A 17,929-nucleotide genomic window follows, 5' to 3' on the forward strand; every position below is an offset into this window, starting at 1 on the left:
TCCGGCTCACAGCGGGAGTTCCGCGCGGATCTCGGTGGGCCCGCCCACGGGGCTGACCACCTCCAGCCGCCCGCCCGCGGCGCGCACCCGGTCGGCGATGCCGACCAGCCCGTGCCCCTTGGCCAGGTGGGCGCCGCCCTGGCCGTCGTCGCCGACGCCCACCTCCAGCCGTCCGGCGCGCCGGGCCACGCTGACGTGGCACTCGGTCGCCCGGCTGTGCTTGGCGACGTTGGTCAGCGCCTCGGCCACGACGAAGTACGCCGTGCTCTCCACCGCCGGGTCGAGCCGGCCGGCGGGGCTGCCCAGCTCCGGGTCCACCCGCAGCTCGATCGGGATCAGGCCGCGCCCGGCCAGCGCCGCGAGGGCGCTGGGCAGGCCCCGGTCGACCAGGATCGGCGGCGCGATGCCCCGGGACAGGGCGCGCAGCTCGGCGAGCGTCTCCCGGGTCTGGGTGACCGCCTCGTCCAGGGTCCGCGCCGCGGCGTCGGGGTCGGAGGCGAGCTGCTGGCGGGCCCGGCTGAGGTCCATGGCGAGCCGGACGAGGCGCTGCTGCGGGCCGTCGTGGATGTCCCGCTCCAGCCGGCGCAGCGCGCTCGCCTCGGCGGACACGGCGGCCCGCTTCTGCTCCTCCAGCACGGTGATGCGGTCGCGCATCTCCGCCACGCCGGTGAGCATGGCCCGGCCGAAGCTGGCCTGGAGCAGCGCGCAGCCGCGGGCCACGATCGGCAGGGTGATCAGGAAGAACAGCCCGATCGCGGTGTGCAGCCCGATCCGGGCCGCGGTCGTCTCGCCCAGGCCGAGGAGCTCGGGGAGGGTGACGTTCTCCGGGTCCTGCGGCAGCGCCCAGTCGTACGCCCAGTAGAAGCTGCCGATCAGGGCGCCGGCCCACCAGACCAGCGTGACCACGAAGGTGACGACGGCCACGATCAGCTTGAGGATGCCGTGCGCCAGGTCGAGCCAGGACTGCGCGTCCCTGATGGGCACGAAGATCCGCCGCCAGGCGCTGGCCCCGGGCTCGGGGAGCAGGTACCGCGGGCGGACCCGGGGCTGGTGCAGCACCGCGGGGAGGCGGAGCCGCTCGATGTCGGCCAGTCCCCGGGCGGCGTACAGGGTGCCGCTGAGGACGGGCAGGCCGATCACCGTCACCACCAGCCCGAGACCGGCCGCGAGGCCGGCCAGCAGCACCGCGAAGCTGGCCAGGGCCAGGGGGAGGCCGAGCAGCACGTAGCCGGAGTCCAGGAGGAGCTGACGGGAGATGGTCGGCGCCGGCGCGGGCGGGTCGGCGGCGACGGGTACGGCGGTCATGCCACGAGGCTAGGCAGCGCGGGGGTGCTCCACCCATCCCGCCGGCCGGCCTCTCCGGCGTAGGGCTGTCCCTACCGCGACGCGCCCGGAGACCCGGCGACGGGCCGCGCCCGCCCGACCGCGAGGGCCGGCCGGGCCCGATCGTCGGCGGCCGCCGGGGCGGCGGCGGGCCGCGCCGGTCCCGGGCGTGACGCAATCGGCGGCGAGCCGCGCTCGCGCGATTGGTCAGAGAAGTCGTAATTGAGCAATAATCGCCGAGCGGCGCCGGCGGAGGCCGCCGGATCGATCTTGCGGAATGGAGGGCCAGGTGAAGCCGCGTCGCGAGCTGTCAAGATCGCGATTTGTGCACGCCTTCACAAGCGCCTACTCTGTAATTCCGACGCGCCCTGCTAGCACAGCCGGCAATCTCGGTCGCCAGCGGGAGTCCCGAAACGGCCGGCCGCTGGAGCTGGCCGAGGATCGCACCGCACGGAGTCTCATGAGTCAGCACCGTCACCCTGGCGCGCCCGGTCGCGCCGGTGCCGTACCGGCGCTCCCGGACCTGCCCGAGGCGACCGTCGCGCGGCTCCCCGAATACCTCCGTGCCCTGCACAACCTGGCCGAAAGTGGTCACGAGACCGTGTCCAGCGAGGGGTTGGCCAGCGCCGCGGGCGTGAACTCCGCGAAGCTCCGCAAGGACCTCTCGCACCTCGGCTCGTACGGCACCCGGGGCGTCGGCTACGACGTGGCGCTGCTGGTCGACCAGATCGAGTTCGTGCTCGGGCTCACCCAGCGCCGGGCGGTCGCCCTGGTCGGCGTGGGTAATCTCGGTCACGCCCTGGCCGGCTACGACGGCTTCGCCAGCCGCGGCTTCCGGATCGCCGCGCTCTTCGACGCCGACCCGGAACGCGTCGGCGAGGAGATCAGCGGGCTGGTCGTCCAGCACATCGACGAGTTGCCCCGGGTCGCCGTCGAGGAGTCCATCGCCATCGGCGTGATCGCCACCCCGGCCCCGGCCGCCCAGGCGGTCGCCGACCAGCTCGTGGCCGTCGGTGTGACGAGCATCCTGAACTTCGCACCGTGCGTACTCTCGGTTCCGGAGGGGGTCGACGTGCGCAAGGTCGACCTGGCCATCGAGCTGCAGATCCTGTCCTTCCACGAGCACCGCAAGGCATCGCTGACCGCGCTCCCCGCCACCGGCGGGTCCGCCCTCACCGCCCTGCCCGGCGGGCTCGCGGTCACCGACTCGCAGGAGGCGATCGGCACGTGAAACTGCTCGTCGTCGGTGCGTCCTACCGCACCGCTCCCGTCGCCACGCTGGAGCAGCTCGCGGTCGCCCCCGCCGATCTCACCCGCACCCTGGACCGCCTGGTCGCCCAGCCGTACGTGACCGAGGCCGTGCTCGTCTCCACCTGCAACCGGGTGGAGGTCTACGCCGCCGTGTCCGGGTTCCACGGCGGTCTCGGCGACATCTGCGCCGTGCTGGCCGAGCAGGCCGGGTGCCAGCCGGCCGGGCTCGCCAACCACCTCTACGTGCACTTCGACGCCGCCGCGGTGGACCACGTCTTCCGGGTCGCCGCCGGGCTGGACTCGATGGTCGTGGGCGAGGCGCAGATCCTCGGCCAGCTGCGCGACGCGTACCACTCGGCGACCGGGGCCGACACCGCCGGGCGGCTGCTGCACGAGCTGATGCAGCAGGCGCTGCGGGTCGGCAAGCGGGCCCACGCGGAGACCGGCATCGACCGGGCCGGTCAGAGCGTGGTGACCGCCGCGCTGGAACTGGCCGCCGAGCACCTCGGCAGCGACCTGGCCGGCCGCCCGGCGCTGGTGGTCGGGGCGGGCGCCATGGGCTCGCTGGGCGTGGCCACGCTGTCCCGGCTGGGTGCCGGGCCGCTCACCGTGACCAACCGGGGCACCGACCGGGCCGTCCGGCTGGCCGAGGCGTACGGGGCCAGCGCGACGCCGATGACGGAACTCACCACCGCGCTCTCCACAGTGGACATCGTAGTGGCCGCCACCGCGGCCACGGAAGCGGTCCTCACCCGCGAGGTGGTCACCCGGGCGCTCGCCGGGCGTGACCCCGGGCGGGGGCCGCTGGTCCTGCTCGACCTGGCCGTACCGCGCGACGTGGCGCCCGGCGTCGCCGAGCTGCCCGGCGTCGAGGTGATCGACATCGACCGGATGGCGGCGCTGCTCGCCGACGGTCCCGCCGCCGCCGACGCCGCCGCCGTCGAGCGGATCGTGGCCGGGGAGGTCGACGCCTTCCTCACCTGGCTGCGCGGGGCCGACGTGGCGCCGACCGTGGCCGCCCTGCGTGGCCGCGCCGACGACGTGGTCACCGCCGAGCTGCGCCGGCTCGCCCAGCGTCGCCCGGACCTCACCGAGGACCAGCGCGCCGAGGTGGCCCGGACGGTGCACCGGGTGGTCCAGCGGTTGCTGCACCAGCCCACCGTGCGGGTCCGCCAGCTCGCCGCGGAGCCCGGCGGCGACCAGTACGCGGCCCTGCTGCGCGAGCTGTTCGACCTCCAGGTGCCGCAGACCTCGCCGGTCGACACCGTCCCCGACGTCGTGGAGAGCGACGTCGTCCCGCTGTTCGGCCTCGCCGACGTCCCGCCGTCGGCCGGCCCGGCCGACGTCCCGCCCACCGGAGGTGAGCGATGAGCACGCCCCTGCGCCTCGGTACCCGGGGCAGCAAACTGGCGATGGCCCAGTCCGGCCACGTCGCCGAGGCCCTGACCGCCGCCACCGGTCGCCCGGTCGAGCTGGTCGAGGTGGTCACCGCCGGAGATCGTTCCTCCGCCCCGGTGCACCGGCTCGGCGTCGGCGTCTTCGTCTCCGCCCTGCGCGACGCGCTGACCGCCGGCACCATCGACTTCGCGGTGCACTCCTACAAGGACCTGCCCAGCGCGGCGGCGGCCGGGCTGCACATCGCGGCGGTGCCGGTCCGGCAGGACCCGCGGGACGCGCTGGTCGCCCGCGACGGCCGGACGCTCACCGAGCTGCCGCCCGGCGCGACGGTCGGCACCGGCGCGCTGCGCCGCATCGCCCAGCTGCACGCCCTCGGGATGCAGCTGGAGGTCGCCCCGGTCCGGGGCAACGTCGACACCCGCCTCGCCCGGGTGCTCGGCCCGGAGGCCGACCTGGACGCCGTCGTCCTGGCCCGGGCCGGGCTGGCCCGGCTGGGGCGGACCGAGGTGATCACCGAGACGCTCGACCCGATGCTGATGCTGCCCGCGCCCGCCCAGGGCGCGCTGGCGGTGGAGTGCCGGATCGACGACCCGGACATGGTCGAGCTGCTCGCCGTGCTCGACCACGCACCGTCCCGCGCCGCGGTCGCCGCGGAGCGGGCGCTGTTGGCCACCCTGGAGGCCGGATGCTCCGCTCCGGTCGCCGCCTACGCTGAACTCGCCGAGGGCGACGCCGGCGAGGAGATCTACCTGCGCGGGGCGGTGATCAGCCCGGACGGCTCACGAGACCTCCGGCTGTCCCGCACCGGAACGCCCGCCGACGCGGCGGAGATCGGCAAGGCACTCGCCGCCGAACTCCTCGACCTCGGCGCCGACTCGATCCTCGGCCAAGAAGGACACGCCGGCCCGGGGACCCAGCAATTTGGGAGCACAGAATGACCCGCACCCGTAAGCCCGTAGGCCGCATCGCGTTCGTCGGGGCCGGTCCCGGCGACCCGGGCCTGCTGACCCGCCGGGCGCACGACGCCCTGGTCGACGCCGACCAGGTGGTGTACGACCGGGGAGTCCCCGAGTCGCTGCTCGACGCCGTCCGTGCCCAGGCCAAGTCCGACGCCCAGTTCACCCCGGCCGAGGGCGCGCCGGGCGACGTGGCGAAGGTGCTGATCTCGGCGGCCCGGTCCGGGCTGAACGCGGTGCACCTGGTCGCCGGCGACCCGTTCGGCCACGAGTCGGTGGTCCGGGAGGTGCAGGCGGTGGCGCGTACCGCCGCGCACTTCGAGGTGGTCCCGGGCGTCGGCCAGGCGGAGGGCGTGGCGACCTACGCCGGTGTGCCGCTGCCCGGCGTGCGCACGGCGGCCGACGTCGAGGACGTCAGCACGCTGGACTTCGACGCGCTCGCCGCGGCCGTCGGCCGGGGCTCGCTGGCCCTGGCCGTGGACGCCGGCGACCTCGCCGCGATCCGGGACGGGCTGCTCGCCGCCGGGGTGGACGGCGGCACCGGCGTCGGGGTGACCGGGGACGGCACCGGCGAGACGCAGTACACCACCACGTCGACCGTGGACTCCTTCGTGGCGGCGGCGCTCGGCTTCACCGGCCGGGTCGTGCTCACCGTCGGCGAGGGCGTCGGCCAGCGGGACAAGCTGAGCTGGTGGGAGAACCGGCCGCTGTACGGCTGGAAGGTCCTCGTGCCCCGCACCAAGGAGCAGGCCGGCGTGATGAGCGCGCGGCTGCGCGCGTACGGGGCCATCCCCTGCGAGGTGCCGACGATCGCGGTCGAGCCGCCGCGGACCCCGGCCCAGATGGAGCGGGCGGTCAAGGGCCTCGTCGACGGCCGGTACGCCTGGGTGATCTTCACCTCGGTCAACGCGGTCCGCGCGGTCTGGGAGAAGTTCGCCGAGCACGGCCTGGACGCCCGGCACTTCGGCGGCGTCAAGATCGCCTGCATCGGCGAGGCGACCGCCGACGCCGTCCGCGCGTTCGGCATCCAGCCCGAGTTGATCCCGTCGGGGGAGCAGTCCTCCGAGGGGCTGCTGGCCGAGTTCTCGCCGCACGACGAGATCCTCGACCCCGTCGGCCGGGTGCTGCTGCCGCGCGCCGACATCGCCACCGAGACCCTCGCCGCCGGGCTCACCGAGCGCGGCTGGGAGGTCGACGACGTGACCGCGTACCGGACGGTCCGGGCCGCCCCGCCGCCCGCCGAGATCCGGGACGCGATCAAGTCCGGTGGCTTCGACGCGGTGCTCTTCACCTCGTCCTCCACGGTGCGGAACCTGGTCGGCATCGCGGGGAAGCCGCACGCCCGTACCGTTGTTGCGGTGATCGGGCCCAAGACGGCGGAGACGGCGACGGAGTTCGGCCTGCGGGTCGACGTCCAGCCGCCGCACGCCTCGGTCCCCGACCTGGTGGAGGCGCTCGCCGCCTACGCCGTCGAGCTGCGCGAGAAGCTCGCCGCCATGCCGGCGAAGCAGCGCCGCGGCTCGAAGGTCCAGGGGCCGACCGCCCTGAGGTTCCGGTAGTCGTCGTAGCAGGAGGCCCGTGATGCCGTACCCCGAGATCCGACCCCGCCGGCTGCGCCGCACCGCGGCGCTCCGGCGGCTGGTGTCCGAGACCCGCGTCGACCCGGCCGAGCTGGTCGTGCCGATGTTCGTCAAGGAGGGGCTGACGGAGCCGCGGGCGATCGCGTCGCTCCCGGGGGTGCTCCAGCACTCCCGGGACTCGCTCCGCAAGGCCGCGGTGGAGGCCGTCCAGGCGGGCGTGGGCGGCATCATGCTCTTCGGGGTGCCGGCGCAGCGGGACGCCACCGGGTCCGGCGGGATCGACCCGGGCGGCATCCTCAACGTCGCGATCCGCGACGTCGTCGCCGAGGTGGGCGACGCCACGGTGGTGATGAGCGACCTCTGCCTGGACGAGTTCACCTCCCACGGGCACTGCGGCCTGCTCACCCCCGACGGCGGCGTGGACAACGACGCCACGCTGGCGGCGTACGCCGAGATGGCGGTGGCCCAGGCCGCCGCCGGGGTCGGGGTGGTCGGGCCGTCCGGGATGATGGACGGCCAGGTCGGCGTGGTGCGCCGGGCGCTCGACGCCGCCGGCCACCAGGACGTGGCCGTGCTGGCGTACGCCGTCAAGTACGCCTCGGCCTTCTACGGCCCGTTCCGTGACGCGGTGGAGTCGGCCCTGGAGGGCGACCGGCGCACCTACCAGCAGGACCCGGCGAACCTGCGGGAGTCGCTGCGCGAGGTCGAGCTGGACGTCGCCGAGGGTGCCGACATGGTGATGGTGAAGCCGGCGCTGCCGTACCTCGACGTGGTGTCGGCGGTCCGCGCGGCGGTCGACGTCCCGGTCGCGGCCTACCAGGTCTCCGGCGAGTACGCGATGGTCGAGGCGGCCGCCGCGAACGGCTGGATCGACCGGGAGCGGGTGATGCTGGAGACGCTCACCTCGATCCGTCGGGCGGGCGCGCAGATCATCCTCACCTACTGGGCGGTCGAGGCCGCCCAGCTCCTCCGCCAGCGCTACTGACCGATCCCGTCGCCGTACCCCGGGAGCCTCTCCGGGGCGACCGTCCTACCGGCGTCGGCTCTCCGGGCACCGTCCTACCGGCGTCGGCTCTCCGGGCACCGTCCCCGGCGTTGGCTCTCCGGGCACCGTGTCCCCGCCGTCGCTCCGTGAACGCCGTCTTCCCGGCGCTGTTTTCCGGCGCCCGTGACGGGTGCAGGTGCCAGTCAGCGCCCTGCGCTCCGTCACGCATTGTGTTCGACGCTCGGAAGCGGCGGACCACCCCTGCGGACGCTTTGCTCTGCACCCGCATGCGCACCGGTGACCGATCGTGCCTGGTGCGCATGTGGGTGCAGAGCAAAGGGCGCGCGGAGGGAGAGGGGCCCGGCCCTATGTTCGCTCGGATATGCGCTGGTCACATCGGTTATCGCCCTGATTGGTTGTTTCGGAGGTCCGCCCGGCGACGGCGACGTCATCACTGACGGTTATCTCGACCGTCCTGCCCGGCTCCGTCACTGGCTGTGGCGGTCGCAGGCAGGTCATCGCGGGGGCGACCGTGGCTGGAGTGGCCGGCGGTTGTCCACAGGAAGGTGCGTTGTCCACAGGTCGAGCAGGCGGGATTGCGGGCATGCGCGGCTGGCCGGGACCGTGACGGGATGACCGACCTTCCCGAACCAGAGACCGACGGTCGGCCGGACGCCGACGAGCCGCCCGTGCTGCTGACCGAGCCGTTCGACATTCCGTGGCCCGCCGCCGGTATCGTCCGTGCGGTCCGGCGTCGGGCGGACCTGAGCCAACGGGAGTTGGCTCGGTGGGCGGGGGTGCACCACGCCACCGTGGGCCGGATCGAGGCGGGTCGGCTGGTGCCGAGCATCCTTCTCCTGCGCCGCATCATCGGGGTCGCCGGGTTCCGGCTGGCGGTGGTCGACGAGTTCGGGCGGGTGCTGAAACCGATGCGGGACCGCGACGACACCCGTGACGGCGCGGAGCGCCGCTATCCGTCGCACCTGGACACCATCCTCGACCCGGAGCCGGGGGAATGGTGGGCGGACCTCTACGGGCTCGCCCGCCCGCCGGAGACGTTCCACCGCAATCGCGCCGTCCGGGACGCCATGCGGCGGCGCAGCCAGTGGGAGGTTCGGGTGGCCAAGTACCGCAACGTGCCCCCACCGCCGTGCATGTGCGGGCACGACCGTCGGTACCCGGCGAACCCACCGCTCCCGTGAATGGCCGACGGCCCGCCGGCCAGGTGAATCCTGGCGGGCGGGCCGTCGGTACGGGCTGTCTGGGCGACGTCAGTCGTCGTCGGCGATGGTGCCCACCGCGACCGGGTCGGCGAGGCGCAGCCCCGGCACCCCCGTCACCAGCAGCCTCAGCTGCTCGTCGGCCTCCGGCTTGCGGTCACCGCGCACGGTCACCGGGAAGGCCAGCGAGGTCTCCCCGGCGGCCAGGACCTTGCAACCGACGTACGGGTCGTAGTCGGCGCCGGTCTGGGCCGTCGTGCCGTACGTGGCGGCGCAGAGCAGCACCGGCTGGGACAGCGGCCGCGAGACGGTGACCGTGAAGGTCAGCGGTCGGGTGCCCCGGTCGCCCTCGGCCACCGACACGTCCCCGACGCTGAGCGAGGCCCGCGAACGGAACCGCGCGACCTGCGGGTCGTGGTCGCTGGAGCCGCGCGTGCCGTCGCCGGCGTGCTCGGCCGGCCAGTCGGCGTTGATGTGCGCCGCCCGCATCTCGATCAGGTCCCGGTGCAGCGCGCCATTGACGAACAGGTGGTCCAGCGTCTGCGCCTGCCCCTCGAAGCTGTACGAGTAGGCGGACGACGGCGCGTCGGCGAGCAGGTCCTCCCACAGGTTGAGCATCCCGGCCTCGTACAGCGGGGCGAGCTGGTCCGACGGGGTCGGCTCCGCCGCCGTGGCGATCGGGTCGTCGGGGCGGGGGAAGACGTTCAGGTCCCCGCCGTACACCACCCGCGCGTTCGGGTCCGACGCCTCGATCGCCGTGACGATCGCGGCCCCGTACGCGGCCTGCTCGCGACGCTGCCCGACCCGGCTGTCCGGCCCGGACGAGTAGTGGTTGCTCGCGGCCCACAGGGTGTACCGCTCGGTCGACCCGGGCGCGGCGGCCACGGTGAACTTGCCGAGCTGCGGAGCGCGGGTGAAGACGTTGTCGCCGTCCTTGCCCGTGGACGTGTCCACGTCGGCGGGGAGCACCGCGTTGAGCGCCTTCGGGTTCTGTACGTCCGCGTTGCCCGGCAGCCCCGCGCCGCGGTACTGCACCGTCGGCGCCGAGCCCAGCAGCGGGTCGCCGGCGGTCGCCTCGGCCAGCGACACCCGGTCGGTGCGGTACAGGAACGCGGCGGTGATGCCCCGCGCGTCCGCGCCGCTGCGGTCGTACGCGGCCGCGTAGGCCGGGCCGCCGCCCGCCGCGATGGTGAGCGCCAGGTCCTGGAGGGAATCCGGCGCGCCGTCGGCGTCGTTGGTGGTGCCGCACACCAGCTCACCACCGGAGACCGTGCAGATGTCCTGGTCCTCCGCCTCCTGCACGAGGATCAGGTCGGGCGAGTGCAGGTCGGTGGTGATCTGGTCGGCCAGCGCGGCGAGCTGGTCGCGGTACTCCTGCTCGCTGCCCGGGACGTAGTCGAACGGCGGACGCACCCCGGTGCAGCCGGCGTTGCCGGCGAAGTCGCAGCCGTCGAACGGGTCGTCGCGGTAGTCGTACAGGTTCTCGACGTTGTAGGTCGCGATCGCGACCTCCTCCGACCGCTTGGCCGGCTGCGGCGGGTTGTTCGTCGACGGGTCGGTCCCGCCGGTGAACTCGGCCCGCTCGACCTGCACGCCGTACTTCTCGAACGAGTAGTAGAGGCCGCCGACCGCGTCGGCGGTCAGCGTGTCGAAGGTGCGGGCGGGCGGGAGCAGCGCGCCGCTGTCGCCCGTCGTGCCCTTGACGCCCATGCTGCCGAGCATGATGCGCTGCCCGTTGCCGTCGTCGAAGCGGCGGCTCGGGTCGTTGTCCAGCGGGTGCGCGTCCCGGAACACCCGGCGGGCGTACGGGTCGGCGCGGTCCAGCAGCGGGTCGTCCCGGTCGATCACGAAGATCTCGCCGTCGGCGGTGGAGGCGAAGACGTTCCGCCCGCTCACGGCGCCGCTGCCGGCCCGCACCCGCAGCCGGGCGCCCTCGTGCCGCTCCCAGAACCGCTGCGCGTCGGTCAGCTCGACCGGCGGCACCGCGTCGGCCACCTCGACCTCGGCGTTCACGTCGACGCCGGAGGCGAGCTTGCGCACCAGCGACGCGCTGGAGAGCTGGGTCATGTTGAAGTACTCGGAGACCCGGGCCCGGAGCACCACCTCGTCACCGACCGTCGGCACGTAGCCGCCGATCAGCGAGGTGAACGAGCCCATGAAGACGAAGATGCCGTCCGAGCTGGTCGGGTCGCCGTCGGTGGCGCCGGAGCGGCTCTGCAGGAAGAAGCCGCGCTGGTCCCGGCCCGACGAGTCGCGCGCCAGGGTCAGCTGGGTGATCACGCCGCGCACGTCGTACAGCGTGCTGCTGGTGCCGTTGCCCGACGCCGGCGCGAGCGGGGACCGGTCGGCCGGGCCGGACTCGCCGTCGGTGGTCGGGCCCTGCACCTCACCGACGGTCAGCTCGCGGGTGACCTGCACGGCGAGGGTGCAGGTGGCGGTGCCGCCGTCCGCGTCGGTCGCGGTCAGCACCACGGTGTACGCCCCGGCGGCCAGGTCGGCGCTGGTGGCGACGGTGGCGCGGGCGGCGCCGCCGACCGCGTCGGCGGGGGTGACGGCGGTGCGGCTGACGGAGCCGGTGGCCGGGGTCGGGCTGACCGAGGTGACCGCCAGGTCGACGATCCGGTCGTCGGGGTCGGTGGCGGTGACCTCCCGGGTCGCCGCCGTGCCGGCCGGCGTGACCAGGGCGCCGCCGCAGGTCAGCGTGGCGGGAGCGTCGACCGGGCCGCCCCCGTCGACGCTGTGCGCGCCCAGCCCGTCGAACGTGTCGACCGCGAAGCCGGCCCACTGCGCGGCCGGGTCGAACGCGTCCGCGGGGTCGGTGTCGCCGGACGTCACGGCGGGCAGGCGGCGCAGGGTGTTGTTCTCGGTGCTGGTGACGCCGGCACCCCACTCGGTGCCCGGGTCGACGCCGACCTGGCCGATCGAGTCGAGCACGGTGTCGCCCCGGCGCAGCACGATCGCGTCGTCGCCGTTGAACAGGCCGGCGGTCGTGGTCTGGTCGGCCCGGTCCAGGATCGCCGGTGCGGCCGAGGCGGAGGCGAAGACGAAGACGTCGCCGGCCGCGACGGTCCCGGTCAGCGACACGTTCGTCGGGGTGGTGGAGCCGTTGAAGTGCAACTGGAGCTGGTAGCCGCCGGCGGCCAGGTCGACGGCGGCGCCGGTGCCGTTGAACAGCTCGATCGCCTTGTTGTTCGACGAGCCTTCGACGTACTCCGAGATGAACAGGTCGGTGGGCGCGGCGCTGGCCGCGGTGGGTGCGACGCCGACGGCCGCGACGGTCACGGCGGCGGTGGCGGTCGCGAGCGCGGCAAGAGTGCGGCGCGGGCGCATGGGGCCTCCACGATGGGTGGACGGGGAACTAACGCACGTTAAGGGGCTCCGCTGACCGCCGTCCATCCCCCACCGGTCGGTTTCGTGAACTCTCCGGTCAGCGTCCGGTGTCGAGGCGGTGCACCAGCTCGGCCACGTCGACGCTGTATTCACACCACTCGCGGTCCGGGCGGTAGCCCAACTCGGCGTTGACCTTGAGCATGGCCTCGTTGGCCTGGGCGTTCCAGGTCTGCACCTCGGTCAGCCTCGGCTCCGCCGAGCGCAGCTCCAGCAGCATCCGCGCCTTGATCGCCCGGTCGATGCCGTAGCCCCGGTGGTCCTGCACGACGATGGTGTCGTACTGGTCGGCGCGGGTGGGGTGCTGGGCGGGCACCACCACCTCGGTCAGGCCGGCCACCTCCCCGGTCTGCTCGTGGAGGGCCAGCACGATGTAGGGCTTCATGCCGCGCCGGTGCAGGCAGTCCAGGCTGTCCCGCAGCCGCTGCGGGTCGTACGAGCTGGGGCGCAGCTCGCCGTCGTCGACGTCGCGCACCTCCGCCTTGGCCCGGGCGTACGCGTCGATCAGGTCGTCCGGCGGCCCGCCGGGGCAGAACTCCAGGTGGTAGCCCGCGCCGACCCCGCCGGCCATCTCGGACAGCTCGGCCCAGTCCACCCCGGACAGGTCGAGCACGCTGCGGGTCTCGACGTATTCCTTCGAGAAGCCGAGCGACTCGTAGAAGGCGACGGCCGGCGTGTCGCCGACCACCTCGACCCCGATCGACTGGAAGCCCTCCTGGTAGACCCGGCGGGCGGCCACCAGGACCAGGTCACGGCCGAGCCCGCTGCGCCGCCGGGAGGGGTGCACCAGCACCTCCAGCACGCCGATGTCGCCGAGCAGGAGCACGTTCACCTGGCCGAGGATCGGCCCCGGCGCCCCGCCGGCGGCCGGCTCCGCCTGGGCGACCCAGGAGATCCGCCGCTCGCCGGGCATCACCTCGGAGAGGTATTCCCGCAGGGAACTCTCCCGCCACGGCGGATCCTGCGGCAGGTCGGCCGCCAGGACCGCGTTGAGCGTGTCCAGCAGCGACGCGATCTCGGCGGACGACGCGGTCCTGGGGTCCCACTCGCGCACCATCACCTGTATAGCTTGCCGCTAACGGCTGCCCGGGGGAAGTGTCCAGTTCGCCAATGTATGCGAACGATCACTTCACGTGCGGCTGGCCTGTCCGTACCGGTTGGCGGTGTCGAAGACGTCCTGCGCGTACTTGCGGACGTCGTTGTACGAGAGGATCGCGTTCCACCAGTCGGCCGGGATGGTGAGGTTGCGGCCGCCCTTGCAGAGGTAGTTGCCGGCGGCGAGGGCGGCGTCGTCCAGGTCGTGCGGGTCCTTGACGCCGTCGTTGTCGCCGTCCGCCCCGATCTCCTGCCAGGTGGTCGGGATGAACTGCATCGGCCCGACCGCCCGGTCGAAGGTGGTGTCCTTGTCCATCCGGCCGCCGTCGGTGTCGGGGATGCGCATCCGGTCGCCCTGCCCGTCGAGCGGCAGGCCGATGATCTCGGGCAGCGCCTTGCCGTCCTGGCCGAGCCGGGCGTTGTTGGCCTGGCCGTGCCCGGACTCGACGAAGCCGATGGCCGCCAGCGTGGTCCAGCTCAGGCCGCAGCTGCGGTTGGTCTGGGCGAGCACCAACTCGGCGTAGCCGTACGCCTGCATGGCCACCGGCGCGATGCCGACCTTCGGCCCGACCTGCGCGGCCCAGCCGGCGAGCGCGTCCGACGGCCGGCCATTGGTCACCCCGCCGAGGGCCGGGTCGGTCGGTGCCGTGCCGGGCGGCGGCACCGTCTGGGTCGGCAGCGGCAGCCCGCCGGGCAGCGGCTCCTGCGGGGTCGTCGTCGGCGCGGCGGAGGCGGCGACCGGGCGGGGCGCGCGGACCGTCGCGGGCACCAGCAGCGCGCCCGCCGCGGCGGTCGCCGCGACCAGGGCGAGCAGGAACACCCCGGGCAGGGTGAGCCGCCCGCTGGGGCGCCGCGACCAGTCCCGGGTCGCCCGGACCGCGGCCGTCGCCGCCTGGCGCGGTGTCGGCAGGCGTACGGCGTGCGCGAACGGCACCCGGCGCCGCCGGGCTCGCGCGGCCGGCCCGTTGGTGAGCACGTCCACCTTCGTCGCCGCGAGGTCGCTCTTGTCCGCCGGCGCCGGCACGCCGGCGCCGCTCCCCGGGTCCTCGGGCTTCCCGCCCGCGGCGGGCGCGTCGCCGGGCTTCCCGCCTGCGGCGGGCGCGTCGCCGGGCTTCGTGTCCCCGGTGGGTGGAGCGCCGGGCTCGGTGCCGGCGGTGGGCGTCCCGACGGGCTTCGCGTCCCCGGTGGGCGGGCCGCCCGGGTCGGTGTCGGCGGCGGACTTCGTGTCCCCGTTGGACGGGCCGCCGGGCTTGGCCTCGGCGGCGGGCGTCCCGACGGGCTTCGCGTCGGCGGGCTGGGTGCCGGCGTCGACCGGGGTCTCCGACCTCAGGCGGGGACGGGGCAGCCGCGTCGACGACTCCGCCGCGACGCCTGATCCGTCGGGCGGCACGGCCGGTCGCAGGGGCCGAAGGGTCGATCTGTCCTCGCCGTCCACCACAAGTTGAGTATCACCCATGTCTCCTCGGGCGTCAGGACCGGCCGTACCCTGGAGTCATGCCCCGGTACGAGTTCCGTTGCCGCGCCTGCGGCGACACCTTCGAGGTCAACCGTCCGATGTCGCAGGCCGGCGAGCCGGCGCCCTGCCCGTGGGGACACACGGACACCGTCAAGCTCCTCTCCACCGTCTCGGTCGCCGGTCGGGGTGGCGGGGCGGTCGGCGGCGCGGCCGCTCCGGCCGGTGGTGGCTGCTGCGGTGGTGGCTGCGGCTGCTGAGTGGGCGGCGGCTGCTGGCTCGTCGGCCTCCGCCCGCCGGTCGGCCCCGTTCGGCCACGCCGAGGCCGCCGGGCCCCTTGAGTCCGAGCCCGGCCGGCCGTTCTCACGATGCGTGACGATCCAGTATCAGGCAGCATGAGTCGACGCCACGGGGGAGGCCCCACGCATGTCGCCCCGGATCCACCTCCCCAGCGGGTGGGTGACCTTCGTCTTCACCGACATCGAGGGCTCGACCCGGCTGGCGCAGCTCCTCGGCCCGGACTACCGGCCGGTGCTGCGGGAGCACCGCCGCCTGCTGCGCCGGACGATCGCCGCCACCGAGGGTGCGGAGCTGCTGACCGAGGGGGACTCCTTCTTCCTCGCGTTCGGCGACGCGGCCGCCGGGCTGACCGCCTGCCTCACCGCGCAGCGGGCGCTGGCCAGCCACGACTGGCCGACCGCCGAGGCCGTGCCCCGGGTCCGGATGGGGCTGCACACCGGCTGGGCCGAGCCGCGCGACGGCGAGTACGCCAGCCCCGAGGTGCACCGGGCGGCCCGGGTGGCCGCCGCCGCGCACGGCGGGCAGGTGCTCTGCTCGGCGTCGACGGCGCGGCACGCCGACCCGCTGCCGGCCGGCGCGTCCCTGCTCGACCTGGGCCTGCACCGGCTGCGCGGTTTCGACGACCGGGAACGGCTCTTCCAACTGATCGCCCCGGGTCTGGAGCGGCAGTTCCCGCGGCCGCGTACGGCCGACGCGGTCGCGCACAACCTGCCCACCCAGGTGACCTCGTTCGTGGGCCGGCAGGCCGAGCGCGCCGAGCTGCGCCGGCTGATGGAGGCGCACCGGCTGGTCACCGTGCTCGGGGCGGGTGGGGCGGGTAAGACCCGGCTCGCCGTGGAGCTGGCCGCCGATCTGGTGGAGTCCTACCCGGACGGCGTCTGGTTCGTCGACATCGCCGCGGTCACCGATCCGGGCCTGGTGGCGTTCGCGGTCGCCGCCGTGCTCGGCCTGCGTCCCGAGCCCGGCCGCCCGATGGTCGAGACCCTGGTGGAGTACGCTGCCGCGCGCCGGATGCTGGTCGTCCTGGACACCTGCGACGCCCAGCCGGCCGCCTCGGCCGAGGTGATCTCCCGGCTGCTCGCCGGCAGCGTGGGCGTGCGGGTGCTCGCCACCAGCCGGGAGTCGTTCGGCCTGCCCGGCGAGGTGGTCTGGCGGATTCCGCCGCTGTCGGTCGACCCGCCGGCGGACGGGGCGGAGAGCGACGCGGTCGCGCTGCTGCTGGACCGGACGGCGGCGGCCCGGGGCGGTCGGCAGCCGGACCCGGCCGAGTCGGCCGACCTGCGCCGGGTCGTGCAGCGGCTGGACGGGCTGCCGCTCGCCATCGAGCTGGCCGCCGCCCGGCTGCGGGTGCTCTCGGTGGGCCAGCTCGCCGAGCGCCTCGACGACGTGCTCGGCACGCTGGACGCGGGCCGGGAGGACCCGGAGCCGCCCCCGGTGGAGCGGGCGTGGACGGGCAACCAGCACGACACGGTGGACCTGGTCGCGGCGGCCGTCGGGGTGCCGCCGCCCACCCCGGCGACCCGGGCGGTGCAGCGGTCCGCCACCGAACGGCACCTCACCATGCAGGCCACGGTCACCTGGTCGTACCGGACGCTGGGGCCGCGCGCCGCCCGGCTGCTGCGCTGGCTGGCGGTCTTCGCCGGCCCGGTGGACCTGTCGACGGTGGAGTGGCTGCTCGGCACCGACCCGCTCGACCCGCTCTCCGTGCTGGTCGACAAGTCGATGGTGCTGGCCGAGCCGCACGCCTCGGGCAGCACCTACCGCATGCTCGACCCGATCCGGGCGTACGCGGCCCGACGGCTGGCGGAGGCGGGGGAGGAGCGGGCCGCCCGGGACCGGCACGTCGCCTGGTCGGCGCACGCGCTGGAGCGGGCGCACCTCGGCCCGGACGGGCGGCCGGTCACGCTCTCGCTCTACGCCCTCGACCCGCTCGCCGGCGAGCTGCGCGCCGCGCTGCGCTGGTGCGCGACCGGCGGCAGCGCCCGGGCGGGGCTGCGGCTGGCCGGGGGCCTGGACCAGTGGTGGCGGGAGCGGGGCCTGGCCCGGGAGGGGCGGCTCTGGCTGTTCCGGCTGTACGGGCGGATCGCCGAGACCGGGGAGCGGATCCCGGAGGCCGAGCTGGCGGCGGCGTACCACATGCACTCGCTGCACGCCGGCGCGGACGGCGAGTTCGCCGAGGAGCTGCGGTTCTCCCAGCGGGCGGAGGCGGCGGCCCGGCAGGCCGGCGACGCCGGACTGCTCGCCCGGGTGCTCGCCGGGCGGGCGGCCCCGCTGGTCGACATGGGGCAGTTCGCGGAGGCCGAGCGGGTCTGCCGGGAGGTCATCGACTGGGCGCACGACCAGGAGGTGGTCGGCGACGCGCTGTTCGCCGTGTTCAGCCTGGCCGAGCTGCTCTGGCGGCGGGGCGCCCTGGACGAGGCCGCCGAACTGTTGGGCGCGGCCCGCCCGGTCGAGGCGGCCCGCCCGGTCGAGCGGGGGCGGCGTTCGGTCGACATGCTGCTCGGGATGGTGGCCCTGGCCCGCGGCGACCTGATCGCCGCGCACGAGCACCTCCAGGTGGCGCTCCGGTCCCGGATGAGTCACGGCTTCCACGGCCGGGCCTGCGACACGTTGAACGCGGTCGCGGTGCGCTGCGCCGCCGGCGGCGACGGGTCGACGGCTGCCCGCCTCTTCGGCGCGGCGGGGGCGACCCGGGCGAGCATGCGCTGCACCCCGGGCATCTACGGGGCGTACTGGGCGCAGCGGCAGGGGGAGCTGCGCCGGGCGCTGGGCGACGCGGCCTTCGACGCCGCGTACGGGGAGGGGACCGAGCTGGGGCTGGAGGAGGCGGCGGCGCTGGCGCTCGGTGTGGAGCACCCGGACCTGGCGGCGGATTCGACGAGGTTCGGCGCGGACCGGGCCCGCCCGGCTCCCCGTCGCCCCGTCACGCCGGACCGCCACACCGAGCACGCCTGACCGGCGTTCGTTCGGAAATCGGCGCC

Annotated in this window: 12 protein-coding genes; 8 read left to right on the forward strand and 4 right to left on the reverse strand. The window is 74.9% G+C overall.

Translation table 11 applies throughout. The features are described 5' to 3' along the window. Positions 1-6 precede the first annotated feature (6 nt). Entirely contained in the window at positions 7-1,305 is a 1,299-nt protein-coding gene (locus ACFY23_RS15320; protein WP_350685135.1) for a sensor domain-containing protein, read from the reverse strand. A 478-nt stretch (positions 1,306-1,783) separates the two neighbouring features. On the opposite strand from ACFY23_RS15320, the gene ACFY23_RS15325 reads away from it, so the two are divergent. From ACFY23_RS15325 to ACFY23_RS15350, 6 genes are all read left to right on the forward strand, one after another. After that, entirely contained in the window at positions 1,784-2,554 is a 771-nt protein-coding gene (locus tag ACFY23_RS15325; protein WP_350685134.1) for a redox-sensing transcriptional repressor Rex, read from the forward strand. After that, complete coding sequence (locus tag ACFY23_RS15330; RefSeq protein ID WP_350818972.1) at positions 2,551-3,945, forward strand: glutamyl-tRNA reductase; 1,395 nt, start codon at positions 2,551-2,553, stop codon at positions 3,943-3,945. Before ACFY23_RS15325 ends, ACFY23_RS15330 begins: the two co-directional genes overlap by 4 nt. Further along, positions 3,942-4,910, forward strand: a complete 969-nt coding sequence (gene hemC / locus ACFY23_RS15335; RefSeq protein ID WP_350682748.1) for a hydroxymethylbilane synthase — start codon at positions 3,942-3,944, stop codon at positions 4,908-4,910. The genes ACFY23_RS15330 and hemC overlap by 4 nt, the downstream gene beginning before the upstream one ends. Continuing rightward, entirely contained in the window at positions 4,907-6,487 is a 1,581-nt protein-coding gene (locus ACFY23_RS15340; RefSeq protein WP_350682746.1) for a uroporphyrinogen-III synthase, read from the forward strand. The genes hemC and ACFY23_RS15340 overlap by 4 nt, the downstream gene beginning before the upstream one ends. Before the next feature lie 22 nt (positions 6,488-6,509). Next, the gene (gene hemB / locus ACFY23_RS15345; RefSeq protein WP_350682744.1) at positions 6,510-7,493 is read left to right on the forward strand and encodes a porphobilinogen synthase; all 984 of its coding nucleotides are present in this window, start codon (positions 6,510-6,512) and stop codon (positions 7,491-7,493) included. A 632-nt stretch (positions 7,494-8,125) separates the two neighbouring features. Further along, on the forward strand, positions 8,126-8,695 hold the full coding sequence (locus ACFY23_RS15350) for a helix-turn-helix domain-containing protein (RefSeq protein WP_350682742.1): 570 nt from the start codon (positions 8,126-8,128) through the stop codon (positions 8,693-8,695). 69 nt (positions 8,696-8,764) lie between these two features. Here ACFY23_RS15350 and ACFY23_RS15355 read toward each other — a convergent pair whose 3' ends face one another. The 3 genes from ACFY23_RS15355 to ACFY23_RS15365 form a co-directional block, all read right to left on the reverse strand. Next, positions 8,765-12,043 carry a lamin tail domain-containing protein gene (locus ACFY23_RS15355; protein ID WP_350682740.1) on the reverse strand — a complete coding sequence of 1,093 codons (3,279 nt, stop codon included), beginning with the start codon at positions 12,041-12,043 and terminating at the stop codon, positions 8,765-8,767. A gap of 97 nt (positions 12,044-12,140) precedes the next feature. Continuing rightward, positions 12,141-13,157, reverse strand: a complete 1,017-nt coding sequence (locus tag ACFY23_RS15360) for a GNAT family N-acetyltransferase (protein ID WP_350682750.1) — start codon at positions 13,155-13,157, stop codon at positions 12,141-12,143. 72 nt (positions 13,158-13,229) lie between these two features. After that, positions 13,230-14,633: a lytic murein transglycosylase gene (locus ACFY23_RS15365; RefSeq protein ID WP_387036472.1), complete on the reverse strand. Its 1,404-nt coding sequence runs from the start codon at positions 14,631-14,633 to the stop codon at positions 13,230-13,232. A gap of 56 nt (positions 14,634-14,689) precedes the next feature. Between ACFY23_RS15365 and ACFY23_RS15370 the strand changes: the two genes are divergently transcribed. Together ACFY23_RS15370 and ACFY23_RS15375 are read left to right on the forward strand one after the other, a co-directional pair. Continuing rightward, a complete protein-coding gene (locus ACFY23_RS15370; RefSeq protein ID WP_350682736.1) occupies positions 14,690-14,908 on the forward strand; it encodes a zinc ribbon domain-containing protein in 219 nt (72 codons plus the stop codon). Positions 14,909-15,074: 166 nt separating this feature from the next. Next, complete coding sequence (locus ACFY23_RS15375) at positions 15,075-17,903, forward strand: ATP-binding protein (RefSeq protein WP_387036162.1); 2,829 nt, start codon at positions 15,075-15,077, stop codon at positions 17,901-17,903. Positions 17,904-17,929 lie beyond the last annotated feature (26 nt).

Source organism: Micromonospora sp. NPDC000121 (assembly GCF_042899165.1).
Lineage (GTDB): Bacteria > Actinomycetota > Actinomycetes > Mycobacteriales > Micromonosporaceae > Micromonospora.